Annotated in this window: 10 protein-coding genes and 1 tRNA gene; 1 reads left to right on the top strand and 10 read right to left on the bottom strand. The window is 45.2% G+C overall.

What is annotated here, in order from left to right; genetic code table 11:
* Positions 1–24 precede the first annotated feature (24 nt).
* The 10 genes from ispE to CIK96_RS12385 form a co-directional block, all read right to left on the bottom strand.
* A complete protein-coding gene (gene ispE / locus CIK96_RS12430) occupies positions 25–867 on the bottom strand; it encodes a 4-(cytidine 5'-diphospho)-2-C-methyl-D-erythritol kinase (RefSeq protein ID WP_094440761.1) in 843 nt (280 codons plus the stop codon).
* A 47-nt stretch (positions 868–914) separates the two neighbouring features.
* Positions 915–2642 (bottom strand): AAA family ATPase, encoded by a 1728-nt coding sequence (locus CIK96_RS12425; RefSeq protein WP_094440760.1) that lies wholly within the window; start codon positions 2640–2642, stop codon positions 915–917.
* Positions 2643–2672: 30 nt separating this feature from the next.
* Positions 2673–5147: a transglycosylase domain-containing protein gene (locus tag CIK96_RS12420; protein WP_094440759.1), complete on the bottom strand. Its 2475-nt coding sequence runs from the start codon at positions 5145–5147 to the stop codon at positions 2673–2675.
* Positions 5144–6031 (bottom strand): tRNA (adenosine(37)-N6)-dimethylallyltransferase MiaA, encoded by an 888-nt coding sequence (gene miaA / locus CIK96_RS12415; RefSeq protein WP_094440758.1) that lies wholly within the window; start codon positions 6029–6031, stop codon positions 5144–5146. The genes CIK96_RS12420 and miaA overlap by 4 nt, the downstream gene beginning before the upstream one ends.
* A 1-nt stretch (position 6032) precedes the next feature.
* On the bottom strand, positions 6033–6803 hold the full coding sequence (gene lpxA / locus CIK96_RS12410; RefSeq protein WP_094391659.1) for an acyl-ACP--UDP-N-acetylglucosamine O-acyltransferase: 771 nt from the start codon (positions 6801–6803) through the stop codon (positions 6033–6035).
* A gap of 57 nt (positions 6804–6860) precedes the next feature.
* Complete coding sequence (locus tag CIK96_RS12405; protein WP_094391660.1) at positions 6861–8243, bottom strand: bifunctional UDP-3-O-[3-hydroxymyristoyl] N-acetylglucosamine deacetylase/3-hydroxyacyl-ACP dehydratase; 1383 nt, start codon at positions 8241–8243, stop codon at positions 6861–6863.
* 2 nt (positions 8244–8245) lie between these two features.
* Positions 8246–9283, bottom strand: a complete 1038-nt coding sequence (lpxD, locus tag CIK96_RS12400; protein ID WP_094440757.1) for a UDP-3-O-(3-hydroxymyristoyl)glucosamine N-acyltransferase — start codon at positions 9281–9283, stop codon at positions 8246–8248.
* A 49-nt stretch (positions 9284–9332) separates the two neighbouring features.
* Complete coding sequence (locus CIK96_RS12395) at positions 9333–10553, bottom strand: HD domain-containing protein (RefSeq protein ID WP_094391699.1); 1221 nt, start codon at positions 10551–10553, stop codon at positions 9333–9335.
* A gap of 239 nt (positions 10554–10792) precedes the next feature.
* Positions 10793–10864: transfer RNA gene (locus tag CIK96_RS12390), tRNA-Cys, on the bottom strand.
* A 195-nt stretch (positions 10865–11059) separates the two neighbouring features.
* Entirely contained in the window at positions 11060–12097 is a 1038-nt protein-coding gene (locus tag CIK96_RS12385) for a diacylglycerol kinase family protein (RefSeq protein WP_094440756.1), read from the bottom strand.
* 162 nt (positions 12098–12259) lie between these two features.
* Between CIK96_RS12385 and CIK96_RS12380 the strand changes: the two genes are divergently transcribed.
* Positions 12260–13447: an aminotransferase class I/II-fold pyridoxal phosphate-dependent enzyme gene (locus CIK96_RS12380; RefSeq protein ID WP_094391663.1), complete on the top strand. Its 1188-nt coding sequence runs from the start codon at positions 12260–12262 to the stop codon at positions 13445–13447.
* Positions 13448–13640: the final 193 nt, after the last annotated feature.

The raw sequence follows: 13640 nt of genomic DNA, 5'->3' as shown, positions 1-13640 counted from the left end.
GCTTTGTATTATTGTTTATTCATTTTAGAGTTGCAGACAAGTGGTGAATGTATCGGGTGAGGTGCATGGAAAACTGACAGGCCTACGGAAAAGACCGAAAAGGGCGCTACCGCTACCGCTCATTGCTGCATAGACTGCACCAAGGTTGTAGAGTTGCTTTTTGACGGCAGCCAACTGTGGGTGTGCACGAAAGACACTATATTCGAAATCGTTGACCAGTAGGTCGCGCCATGTTTCCACAGGTTGCGAAACGATATCAAGGCAACAATGTTCAGGATGACGTGGGGTGATATGAGCAAACGCTTCACGTGTGGATACAGGGATATTGGGGCGTACCACACAGAGATACCATCCTTTCAAATCCAATGAGATAGGACGTAACCGTTCGCCAATCCCTTCCGCATAAGCAGGTTTGTTGAGAATGAAAAACGGACAGTCGGCTCCAAGTCTTGCAGCCCGTTCTATGAGTTGTGACGCTGTGAGGTTGAGATTTCCCATTCTGTTCAGCAGAGTCAGCATGGCAGCACAGTCACTTGATCCTCCACCCATTCCAGCCTGTGTAGGAATGCCTTTGTAGAGGTGGGTGTGCAGTCGTGGCAATGTTGGAAACTCATCTTTCAACAGATGGTAGGCGCGCACCACCAGATTGCGTTGTTCGTCACCTTCTACGTCAATACCAGTCACCTTCAGGTCGCAGTCAACGGTAGATGGAAAGGCATCGTTCATCTCAGACACTTCAAGAGCATCCATGATAGGGACTGGATAGAACACGGTCTGAAGGTTGTGATATCCATCAGGTCTGCGCTCTACGACATTGAGGCCGAGATTGATTTTTGCTAAAGGGAATATGATGTCTGTATGTTGCATAGTTCATTTGTTTTTTTTTTGTATCACACTTACCGGTCCACGTTATTTTATTTCTTCTTCTTCAATACTTTGATACGTCGGCTAGCTTCATGAGCCTCAGGGTATAGTTCAAGCGCTTTCTCATAGTTACGGATGGCGGCATCTGTCATGTGTTCTTTCTCACATTCACGTCCCAATGAGACATATTCTACAGCCAAGCGTTTGAGCATCTCATCACGATCATGTAGTTTGTTGATAGCCTCCTGCCGTTGTTCTTCCAGTTGGGTGATGACAGCGAGTTTTCTGCGGATGAGTCGTTGTGCAGCAGGCCGTTCGATGTCGTAACGACTATGGATGGCGATGAAGAAATGTTTCAGAAATGCTTGAAAATCGCGTTCGTCGAAAGCACTCATGGCCTCCCTGTATTCGTAGTCGGCTTTACTCTCATGGAGGGCTTTGTTGATGAGGCTGCTGTTATTGTATCGCTGAGCGAACGCGATTACTTCGGGTTTGACAAAGATGTCGCTGCGACGAAGTGGCGACTCTAAACAAATGCCTTGCAGGGAGGTGCATCGGCTTAATGCCACATAGGCTTGTCCGCCGGCAAATGCGCCTCCTGTGAAATCGATACGCACATGACGGAAGGTAAGTCCTTGACTCTTATGAACGGTAATGGCCCATGCCAGTCGGATTGGAAACTGGATGAATGAACCGAGCAATTCCTCTTCTATCTTCTGTTCCTTCTCATTGAAGGTATAGCGCATATTTTCCCAAATGGCACGTTCTACGTCGTGCTCATGACCAGTCTCGTCGCAAATGGTGATGATACCTTCTTCTTCGTCAAGGGCGACGACAACCCCTAAGGTACCATTGACCCATCGGTGTTCTTTGTCGTTCTTGATAAAGATCACCTGTGCGCCAGGTTTCACCTCAAGCGCAATAGGGGCAGGGTAGGAACTCTCAGGAAATTCTCCAAGGACTTTTCCGTTGAAGACGGTAGCTTTGCCTTCAAGAGCTGCCAGTTGTTCGTTGTTGATGTGTTCAGCAGTATCTCGACGGGTAGTCAAGGTAATAGCCATTTCATCTTGGCTGTTATGGAAAGAAGCCCCCAGTCGTTGATTGATGATTCGCAGGTCATGATCCGTTGTGGTATTGCTTCTGATTCGGTCCAGTATGTGGATGAAATCTTCATCCTTTTGCCGATATACTTTCCGTAATTCTATGCTAACGAGATCCATCTTTTGCCAAACGGAGGCAGAGAAGAAATAGGCAGAAGCATAGAATGGTTGCATGAGTTGCCATTCGTCAGACTTCACCACAGGCTGTAACTGGAAGATATCGCCAACGAGTAAGAGTTGTTTGCCTCCGAATGGCTCACGCATATTGTGGCAGTAGATGCGCAATACTTTGTCAATGAAGTCGATGATATCAGAACGAACCATCGATATTTCATCGATGATGATGAGTTCCAACTCACGCAACATCTTGATCGTGTCTCCGCTATATTTCAAACTTTTGCGGATATGGCGTGCATCATACCGGCTGTCGTTGGGAAGAAGCGGGTGGAAAGGGAGTTTGAAGAAACTATGGATTGTCTGTCCTCCTGCGTTGATGGCAGCAATACCTGTTGGTGCGAGGATGACGTGTTTCTTCTTTGTATGTTCAGACACATAACGCAGAAAAGTAGATTTACCCGTGCCTGCCTTCCCAGTAAGGAAAAGCGAGCGACGGGTAAAGTTGACAATCTGGAGTGCCGATTGCCACTCCGCATTGGTAGTGTCTATAGACGATTTCAATACAGAAGGTCTGTTAAAGGTCTTGCAATATTAAATTTCCGTATGTTTGGGCTCCTCTGCAGCCTTCGGTTGGGAGGGCGTTCCGTGTTGGTTACCATCAGGTGATGGCGTAACAGGAGCAGCAGGATCAACAGCATTCTCATTGGGCTGTTCCAGTTCGATATGCTGGATACTATCACTGGCAATAGAGTCTGAATCGGCAGGCTCTTTGAAATAGCCACCGCAACTATACATTTGCATGGTGATGTCGGTATCGTGTGGTTTGTCGAATTTAGCACGATACATTTTGAATGCAGGGTCTCCAAGAACCTGTTCTAAGAAGTCTCCACAGATGGGAAGAGCTGTCTTGGACCCTTGACCTAATGCTCCAGTACGGAAGTGGATACAACGGTATTCACCGCCTACCCATGCTCCGACAACGAGATGTGGGGAAACACCAACAAACCATGCGTCGGAATGGTTGTTAGAAGTACCAGTCTTACCGCCGAAATCTGTATCACGAGCAAATTGGTTGGTCCAGCGTCCCAATGCAGAACTTGTTCCTTGCATACCGCCCTGCAGCAATTGTTGGAGGAGAAAAGCACTCTTGTAGGTCAATACTTGTTTCTCCTCTTCAGGAGCAGTATAGATTTCTTTGCCGTCGCGATCTACGATACGGGTGACAAGGACGGGGTTGTGTGTTTTACCGTCATTGACCGGTGTACAATATGCATTGACGAGTTCAAGGAGGTTGACATCGCTACTACCCAAGGCGAGTGCAGGGGTAGCATCCAACTTACTTTTTATACCCATATCGTGTGCGGTTTTTACAATATTGGGAATACCACATTCTTGGCCGAGTTTGACAGCAATAGAGTTGATACTCATGGCGAAAGCCTGTTTCAGCGTGACATTAGCACCGGAGAAACGTCCGTTGGCATTGGTTGGGGCCCATAATACTTCTTCGTTTTTCTTGCTGTCGAAGACTTTCATAGAGAAATAGGAGTCCTCACGTGTGTCACAAGGAGTAATACCTTGGTTCATGGCCTCAGCATAGACAAAGAGCTTAAACGTAGAACCTGGTTGACGCATCGACTTCACCTTGTCGTACTTCCATGTTTTGAAATCGAGGTCACCGACCCATGCTTTTACGTGACCCGTCTCGGGTTCCATTGCAACGAATCCACAGTGCATGAAATGTTCCATATAACGGATGGAGTCGAGCGTTGAGATATTTTTCTCGATGATGCCTTCGTCGTAATCAAACAACTTCACAGGGTGTGGAAGGTTCAGATAGTAGTTGATAGAATCGGTATTATTGTCGTATCGTTGACTCAGATATTTGTAATAAGGCAATTTTTTGGCAAGATCTTCAATGAAATTAGGAATTTCCTGATGGCGCTCATCCTGCCATGGGTTCTGGCCAGACCAGTGGTTGTTGAAGTTACGTTGGATGATACGCATCTGTCGCTTTGCAGCCTGTTCTGCGTATTTCTGCATACGCGTATCAATAGTGGTGTAAATCTTCAAACCGTCTCTGTAGAGATCAATATCATTGTCCTTACACCAGTCGTGAAGTTCATCAGCAACGGCCTCACGGAAATACTGTGCCTGTCCATCGTAATTGTTCTCCACACTATAGTCGAGTTGGATAGGTTTCTTGGAAAGGGTGTCGTAAGCTTCACGTGTCAGATCCTTGTGTCGACGCATGTTGTCGAGTACCACATTACGACGTTTGAAGGAATTGTCGGGATTGGTTCGGGGATTATAATAGGTTGTAGCCTTGAGCAGACCGACAAGAATAGCAGCCTGTTCAGGGGTCAATTCCTTTGGTGTGGTACCGAAATATGTTTTTGCTGCAGTTTTGATGCCGTATGCATTGGACCCAAAATCCACTGTATTAGCATACATGGTGAGGATGTCTTTTTTATCGAAAAACATCTCAATCTTCACAGCGGTAATCCATTCCTTACTTTTCATGATGAGCATTTTTACACCAGGGATGTTGCCCAACAGACCTGTGGAATACTCAGTACGAACACGGAACATATTTTTCACCAACTGTTGGGTGATGGTTGAGGCACCACGAGCATCATGGTGAACCACAAAGTCTTTTGCTGCTGCAAAAACGCCCTGGAAGTCAATACCGAAATGATGGTAGAAACGTTCGTCTTCTGTGTCTATCAAAGCTTTCCAGAATACAGGGTTAATCTCTTCGTAGGCAACAGGGGTTCTGTTTTCGCTGAAATACTTACCAATCATGACACCGTCAGCACTGTATAGTTCTGATGCTTGTATGGTTTTTGGGTGCATAATAGCTCTCAAGGACGGTGACTTGCCGAAGAGCCACAGAAAATTGACATCTACCATGATGAGGTAGAAGATGAAGGCTATAATTAACGAGGCAAATCCTACACCACCTTTCACGTACCAGGCACGTCCCTGATACAAGCTTTTATACCATAGCCATGATTTCTTGAGCCACTGACGTGCTTTTGCTGTAAACTCAACGATTCTCTCTTTCATAGATTATCAATATACTTCAAAATGTCTTTTTCTTCTTCAGGATGAAACCATCTCATGGCTTCGTCACGTTTATACCAGGTCAATTGCTTACGAGCATAACGACGGGTGTTACCCTTGATACGCTCTATGGCTTCTTCTAATGACCAGCGCCCATCCATATAGTCAAACAGTTCCTTATAGCCAACGGTATTGAGTGCGTTGAGATGTCGGTATTCACGGAGTGCAGCAGCTTCTTCTAAAAATCCTTGCTGCATCATTTCGTCAACTCTCGCGTTGATCCGTTGATAGAGTTGTTCACGGTCTCTGTTCAGTCCTATCTTGATAATACGGAAGGGTCTTTGTTTTTTTTCTTGTGTTCTAAATGATGTGTAGGTCTTCCCTGTCTGATAGCAGATTTCTAATGCGTGTATCACGCGTCGATAGTTTTGCTTATCTACTATCTCATAGTGTTCTGGGTCCAGACGTTTGAGGTCTTCACATAAAGCCTCAAGACCTTCTTCTGTATAACGACGTTTCATCTCCTTTCTGACGTCATCACGTATGGTAGGAATATCGTCAATACCATTGCAGACAGCATCTATATACATCATGCTTCCTCCCGATAGGAGTGCATAAGGATGATGGTCGTCTTGGAGTAATTGCATCACTTCCTGCTCATACATAGAGGCATTATAATAGTCTGCAATACTCTTGGTGCCTACAAAATAATGATGTGCTTGTTGTTGCTGCTCTATGCTCGGTGATGCTGTACCGATTCTCATCTCCCGGTATATCTGACGGGAGTCGGCATTGATGATGGGAATACCTAAATGATTGGCCAAACGTATGGTCAATGCGGTTTTTCCCACTGCCGTAGGACCGGTGACGACAATCAACGTATGCATATTAGCGGATTACTCCACGCTTGGAGTTCTCTATGAATGAGCAGATATAATCGACCTCTTTTGAGTCGGGATATTTGGCACGTGCCTCTGCAACACCCTCTTTGAGGATTCCCTTAGAGTAGATGATGCGATAGCTGTCGTGAATGGCCTCGATGGTCTCGTTGGAGAATCCACGACGACGCAGGCCGATCAGATTGACGCCAGCATAGCGTACAGGTTCCTTACCTGCAATCACGAAAGGAGGAATATCCTGGCTGGTACGTGAGCCGCCTTGGAACATGATATAGCTTCCGATATGGATAAACTGGTGGAACAGGCAGCATGCAGAGATGATGGCAAAGTCGTCAACGATGACTTCGCCTGCAAATTTGGTAGAGTTACCAATGATACAACCGTTGCCAATCTCACAGTCATGACCGATATGCATATTCTCCATCAACAGATTGCCGTTGCCTACAACGGTCTTTCCTTTTGAGGCAGTACCACGGCTGATGGTAACGTTCTCGCGGATAGAGTTGTTGTCGCCAATCTCACAGGTTGTATCTTCACCTTTGAATTTCAAATCCTGAGGTTTGGTGGAGATTGATGCGCCAGGGAAAATCTCATTACCGTTGCCCAAACGTGTACCATAGTGTAGTGTGACTCCGTTGTAGAGCTTGTTGTTATCGCCAATGATAACATTCTTGTCAATGACACAGAAAGGTCCAATCACATTGTTGTCACCGAGTTTGGCCTCGGGATCAACGATAGCCATAGGATGAATCTGATTCATATATTATAAAATTAAGAGGGTCTGCATATGTTTGTGTATGCAGACACCGTGATGTTATTATTTGTTTTTTACTATTTGTGCGGTAAAGGTGGCTTCTGCTACCACGTGATCACCCACGAAGATGTATCCCTTCATGCTGGAAATACCGTGGCGTACAGGTGCCAACAGGTCAACTTTGAACAGCAACGTGTCGCCCGGTACTACCTTCTGGCGGAATTTTACATCGTCAATACGCATGAAATATGTGGACCAGCGCTCAGGTTCTTCCAGTGTGTTGAGTACTAGCAGACCGCCACATTGTGCCATGGCTTCAATCTGTAACACGCCAGGCATGACGGGTTCTTCGGGGAAGTGGCCTTGGAAGAAAGGTTCGTTGCTTGTCACATTCTTCACTCCGACAATGCTGCTGGCTCCTAAGGCGATAACCTTATCAACCAGTTGCATGGGATAACGATGGGGCAGCAATTCACGAATCTTGTTGATGTCCATCACCGGTTCGTCGTTGGGATCGTAGATAGGAGCTTGGATTTCGTGCTTGCGAATCTCCTTGCGCATCTGACGGGCAAACTTGTTGTTGATGGTATGGCCTGGACGGGTAGCTATGATACGTCCCTTGATGGGTTTGCCGATGAGAGCCATATCGCCGATGATGTCAAGCAATTTGTGGCGTGTACATTCATTCTCCCATACCAATGGCTTGTGCTGAATATATCCTAAATCCTCTGCGTTAAGGTGGGGCACCTGAAGCATGTCTGCCAGTTGGTCGAGTTGCTCTTGACTAATCTTTCTCTCATAGATAACGATGGCATTGTCCATGTCGCCGCCTTTAATCAGATTAGCTTGAAGCAGGGGCTGTATGTCTCTTACAAAGACGAAGGTACGTGCTGCAGCAATCTCTGTGGGGAAAGCTTCAATCTTTTCGAGGGTTGCAAACTGAGAGTTGATGAACTTCGACTCAAACGAGCACATGGCTGTGAGTGAAAATTCTTCGTCAGGCAGAATGGTGATGGTAGAGCCGCTTTGCTCATCTTTTACCTCAATCTTCTTGCGGATGATGTAATAGTCTTTCGGCGCATTCTGTTCCTCAATGCCCACTTCGTTGATTTTGTTGACATACTGTATAGCACTTCCGTCGAGAATAGGAAATTCAGGACCATTCACCTGAATACGACAGTTGTCGATGCCTAAGGCGTAAAGGGCGGCAAGACCATGCTCTACGGTACTTACGCGGGCTTCTCCTTTAGCAAGAACCGTGCCACGCTGGGTGTCAACGACATTCTCTGCAATGGCATCGATGACAGGCTCCCCTTCAAGGTCGATACGCTGGATTTTATATCCTGTATTCTCTGGAGCAGGATTGAAAGTCACGGTGAGGTTCAGACCGGTGTGCAGTCCTTTTCCGAAGAGGGAGAAACTGCCTTTCAAAGTTTTCTGTTTCATATTTATTTTTGTTTTTTCAATTCATCGAGTTCTTTACGAAGCATGTTGAGTTCACGATACATATCGGGCAACTTACGGAAAATGGCAGAGGATTTGAAGAATCCCTTTGGTTCAATGGCAGGAGAACCAATCAATTGCTCACCATTGCCTTTTGTGTTACTGATTACGCCAGCCTGTGCGCCGATGAATGTCTTGTCTGCCACGTGGATATGACCAGAGAATCCTGCCTGTCCACCTACCATACACCAAGCGCCTATCTTAGTAGAACCAGCAAGGCCAACCTGGGCAGACATTACCGTGTTCTCACCAATCTCACAGTTGTGAGCCACCTGGATGAGGTTGTCTATCTTCACACCTTTATGAAGTACGGTCTGTCCCATGGTAGAACGGTCAACACATGTGTTGGCACCAATTTCTACATGATCTTCGATGATCACGATACCAATTTGTGGTATCTTATCATAACCCTCTTGGCTGGGGGCAAAACCGAATCCGTCTGCACCAATCACGCTACCAGCATGGATTGTTACATCGTTACCCAGACGGCAACCCTGATAAATGGTGACGTTGGGATAGAGTAGGCAATCGTTGCCGATGCTCACGCCGTCGCCTACTACAGTATGGGGGTAAATCTGAGTGTTGTCGCCAACTGTTGTGCCGTCTCCAATGTATGCAAAGGCGCCAATATATACATCTGCGCCGATTTTTGCGGTTGGGCTAACGAATGCCAGTGGATCGATACCTTTCTTCTTGGGCATGCTTGCGGCATAGAGTTGCAACAATTTAGCCACACACTCATAAGCATTTTCCACACGGATGAGTGTGGCTTCTACAGAGTGGTCCAGAACCAAATCGTTGTTGACAAGAACAATACTTGCCTTGGTGTCGTAAATATACTGTGTGTATTTAGGATTTGACAAGAAGGTAATGGAACCTTTTGTGCCTTCTTCAATTTTCGAAAAAGTGTGTACAGTGGCGTTATCGTCACCTTCTACACGACCACCGATAAAATCGGCTATTTGTTTGGCTGTAAACTCCATATTTTTGTTTGTAATATTATTAAATTGGTGCAAAGTTACAATTTTTTTCTCAAACTCTTTGGTAACAAAGGTAATATTTGCGTATTTTTTTGGAAAGTAGTTGTACATTGAGAATTTCTGAAGCCTCTGAAATATCCTTAACGGTACCGTCTTTGTAAAGAATACCGATGCTGTCGTCTTCTGGATTGTACATATCTTTGCCTATTTCAGCGACGGATACCATGTATTCAGTTTCTTCGAGAGAGATGTCTAATGTGTCTGCAATATTCTTGCGTATCTCGTTGATAGTATGCTTGTCAGGAGCGTTTTCAAGAACTTCTACTTTAAATAGTCTTCTGTCGAGCATGTCTGTGGCAAGAGTGGAAAGAATTTTGTCTTCGTTGTATCTCCATACCTTGAGTGTACTCCATATATCGCAATCGTCAAGGTCGGCATAATGGCGTAATGCAGCACTTTGGGTCCGGAAGTCTTCTGCGCTGATGTCGTTGTTCAGAAAATAGGCGAGGGCGGGAGGGGCGAAAAGGGAATTTCCTTTTCTTACGAGGTCTTTTGCTCTTCGTAGTGTGTTGATCAATACTTTTTCGTATCCTACGGCGGTTTTGTGCAGATAGACCTGCCAGTACATCAGACGTCTCGTTGTCAGGTAGTTTTCTATTGAATATATACCTTTCGACTCCACCACGAGTTGTTCATCCACCACGTTGAGCATCTTGATGATTCTATCGCTGCCAATGTTTCCTTCAGTCACTCCGGTAAAGAATGAATCGCGACGCAGGTAGTCGAGACGGTCCATGTCCAATTGGCTGGAAATGAGTTGGTGGAATATCTTGTTGTGGTATTCGTCTTTGAAGATAGAAATGGCGAGGTTGAGAGCGCCATGAAAGTCTTCATTCATGCGTTCCATCATCATCATGGAAATCTCTTCGTGCGATATGTCGTGGATGAGCGTATTCTCCAGGGCATGTGAGAAAGGGCCATGACCGATGTCGTGCATGAGGATGGCTGCAAGAACAGCTTCCGCTTCCATGTCGAAGATATATACGCCTTTCTCAAGTAACGACTTGATTGCTTCTGACATCAAGTGGTAGGCGCCGATGGAATGCTGGAAGCGTGTATGTCGTGCTCCTGGATATACCACAGATGCGAGTCCGAGTTGGTTGATGCGATTCAAGCGTTGGAACAACTGGTGTTGCACGATATCGTAGTGCAGTCCTTTTCCGATTTTTATAAAACCGAAAACCGGGTCGTTGATGATGGAATATCCGTTCATGGGCAGGTGGTTTTCAAAATGATACACAAAGATACGCATAATATTTCTAAAAAGCAAATCTTCTGTGTTCTTTCGTTTATTTTCGTTGTACCCGTAAAAACTGAAGAGGAAAATAAGCCACACATTTTTTTTGTGGACTGGTTGATTATGTCCTGGTGGAAGCTATGTGGCTTGTGCAGTATTTTATGATATAGAAAAAGAGAGTCTTGTGGACTCTCTTTCTGTTAACCTTACTCTTGAGGTGCCTGGCGGATTCGAACCGCCGTAGACGGTTTTGCAGACCGTTGACTAAGCCACTCATCCAAGGCACCTTGTTGTTAAGCGAGTGCAAAGGTAATACTATTTTTTTGAACAACCAAATTTTTTCCTGTTTTTTTTGCTTAATTCGCATCCTTTGCAGCCTTGACATGGATTTTCGTGGTCAGAAAGCTGACGGTAAATGTGCCAAGCAATATATCCCACGCATAAGACAAGGACTATGAAGACAAGGGTGTATTGCATGTTTTTTATAATTTGGATAGTTTACGCAGCATTAGTTTGTTCATGGCTTGAATACGTCTGCCACTTTTCTCAATATCCTCGCGAACATTATTTATATTATTGAAGAAATCGCTGAATGCGTTGAGGAAAGGATTGGGTTGACAGGGGTCTTCCATGGCATTGGGGTTGGTGACGATACGGATTCCTGCCGGTTCGATATGCACATCGACATCGGAACTTGTCATGATCGGGTCTCCATCGTAATGGATGGCGCCAGGTTGGGAACGGTGGATATGAATGGACCGCGTCTTAAAGGTTTTGATTTTAGAATTGTTGGTCAGCGTCTTGTTCATCAGGTCGATGCTGATCTGTGGTGCTTCCAATGCTGTAAATGGCTCCATGATGATGACGTCCATCATACCGTCTTTCATGGTTGCGTTTGGTGCAATATAGGCATTGTTGCCATATTGTGATGCATTGGCACAGGCAATGAGGAATGCTTTGTAGCTTCGTGCACCGGTATCGTCGGTGACTTCATAGGTTTCTGGCTTGTATTTCAGACCTTCTTTTAGCACATTTTCTATATAGGTGAGCGGTCCACGCTTGCCGGCTTCTGCGAACTTGAGTGAGATGAACGCGTCGAATCCCATGCCACAGGTGCAGAAAAACGGCAGTCCGTTGATGACTCCATAGTCGAAACTTTCTACGACATCCCGGTTGATGACTCCTAATGCCTTGCGTGGATTGAGCGGCAAGCAAAGATGGCGGGCAAGGCCATTTCCAGAACCGCAGGGCACGATTCCCAAAGCCGTGTCTGTGTGGGTGAGTGATCGCGCCACTTCATTGACGGTTCCGTCGCCACCAACTGCCACGACGATGTCGGCACCATTGTCTGCACACTCGCGTGCGATTGATGCAGCATGGCCGGCATGTTCGGTCAATCGGATAGTAACATCGAAGCGTTGTGCATCGATTTCGCTGGCAATCATGTCAGGAATAGCATCCTTTCCATGCGTTCCCGATATGGGATTGACTATGAATGTTATTCTTTTCTTTTCGTTCATACGATGCAAATGTACTAATAATCGTTCAAAAAGTATGCAAAAATAGATAAAATTACATTTTAATAACGAATAATATTTCTTTTTTTGCACGTTTTGATAAAATTTGTGTAACTTTGCAGTTCGAAACGAATAAAAACAGCTCAGCTGTAGATAACTATTCTCATGGGACAATTACAAGAAAGATACAAAAACTATCGCGAGCCTCAGAAATTTATGGAGGCTGGTGTTTATCCCTATTTCCGTGAAATTACAGGAAAACAGGGTACGGAGGTAGAAATGGGCGGCCACAAAGTTTTGATGTTTGGCTCTAATGCTTATACAGGATTGACTGGTGACCAGCGAATCATTGATGCTGCTAAAGCTGCTTTGGATCAATATGGTTCAGGCTGTGCAGGTAGCCGTTTTCTTAATGGTACTCTTGATCTTCACGTCAAGTTGGAAAAAGAAATCTCGGCGTTTGTTCATAAAGACGACTGCCTCTGCTTGTCAACTGGCTTTAGTGTGAATCAAGGAGTGTTGGCAATGGTAGTGGGTAAGAACGACTACATTATCTGTGATGATCGTGACCATGCAAGTATTGTTGATGGACGTCGTCTCTCGTTTGCTCGTCAGCTACATTACAAGCATAATGATATGGCAGATTTGGAGCGTGTGCTTCAGAATCTTCCTCACGAGGCCGTGAAACTTATAGTGGTGGATGGTGTATTCTCGATGGAAGGTGATTTGGCTAAACTTCCAGAAATTGTAGAGCTGAAGCATAAATACAACTGTTCTATCATGGTTGATGAAGCTCACGGTATTGGAGTATTCGGAGACCATGGACGTGGAGTTTGTGACTATTTCGGTTTGACCGATGAGGTAGATCTTATTATGGGAACATTCTCTAAATCTTTGGCTTCTATTGGTGGATTTATTGCAGGAGATAAAGATACCATCAATTTCCTGCGTCATAATTGTCGTACCTATATTTTCTCGGCTTCTAACACTCCGGCAGCTACAGCCGCAGCTCTTGAGGCTCTGCACATCTTGCAGAAAGAGCCAGAGCGCATAGAGGCTTTGTGGAAAGTAACGAAGTATGCTTTGAAGCGTTTCCAGGAAGAAGGTTTTGAAATTGGAGAAACAGAGAGTCCTATTATTCCACTTTATGTGCGTGATGTGGAGAAGACATTCCTTGTAACAGCACTTGCCTTTAATGCAGGAGTATTCATCAATCCTGTTATTCCTCCTGCATGTGCACCTCAGGATACTCTCGTGCGCTATGCACTCATGGCTACCCATACTGAAGAGCAGGTGGAGCGCTCTGTAGAAATTCTGAAGAAGATATTTGTCGAGCAAGGCATTATCAAGTAAAAGAGAAAGCCAGTTTTTACCACTTTTTACGTCGGATGCATTTTGTAAACCCAATGTAGAGTGAGTGAATAAGCGGATAATAAAGTGGCAGATGAAAGACTAAAAGGTCTGAAGTCTTAAAATAATGTTAAAAACGAAAGATTTTTCTGTTTTTAGTCTTTTGTCTGCCAAATTATTTGTACCTTTGCACCCG

The sequence above is a fragment of the Prevotella sp. P4-98 genome (genome assembly GCF_002251405.1).
GTDB lineage: Bacteria > Bacteroidota > Bacteroidia > Bacteroidales > Bacteroidaceae > Prevotella.
The sequence above is the reverse complement of the archived record's forward strand: the minus strand, read 5'-3'. Positions and strand labels throughout refer to the sequence as shown.

Coding starts and splice junctions, on each gene's coding strand:
- ispE (WP_094440761.1), bottom strand. CDS start 867: ATGCAACATACAGACATCATATTCCCTTTAGCAAAAATCAATCTCGGC.
- CIK96_RS12420 (WP_094440759.1), bottom strand. CDS start 5,147: ATGAAAGAGAGAATCGTTGAGTTTACAGCAAAAGCACGTCAGTGGCTC.
- miaA (WP_094440758.1), bottom strand. CDS start 6,031: ATGCATACGTTGATTGTCGTCACCGGTCCTACGGCAGTGGGAAAAACC.
- lpxA (WP_094391659.1), bottom strand. CDS start 6,803: ATGAATCAGATTCATCCTATGGCTATCGTTGATCCCGAGGCCAAACTC.
- CIK96_RS12405 (WP_094391660.1), bottom strand. CDS start 8,243: ATGAAACAGAAAACTTTGAAAGGCAGTTTCTCCCTCTTCGGAAAAGGA.
- lpxD (WP_094440757.1), bottom strand. CDS start 9,283: ATGGAGTTTACAGCCAAACAAATAGCCGATTTTATCGGTGGTCGTGTA.
- CIK96_RS12395 (WP_094391699.1), bottom strand. CDS start 10,553: ATGAACGGATATTCCATCATCAACGACCCGGTTTTCGGTTTTATAAAA.
- CIK96_RS12385 (WP_094440756.1), bottom strand. CDS start 12,097: ATGAACGAAAAGAAAAGAATAACATTCATAGTCAATCCCATATCGGGA.
- CIK96_RS12380 (WP_094391663.1), top strand. CDS start 12,260: ATGGGACAATTACAAGAAAGATACAAAAACTATCGCGAGCCTCAGAAA.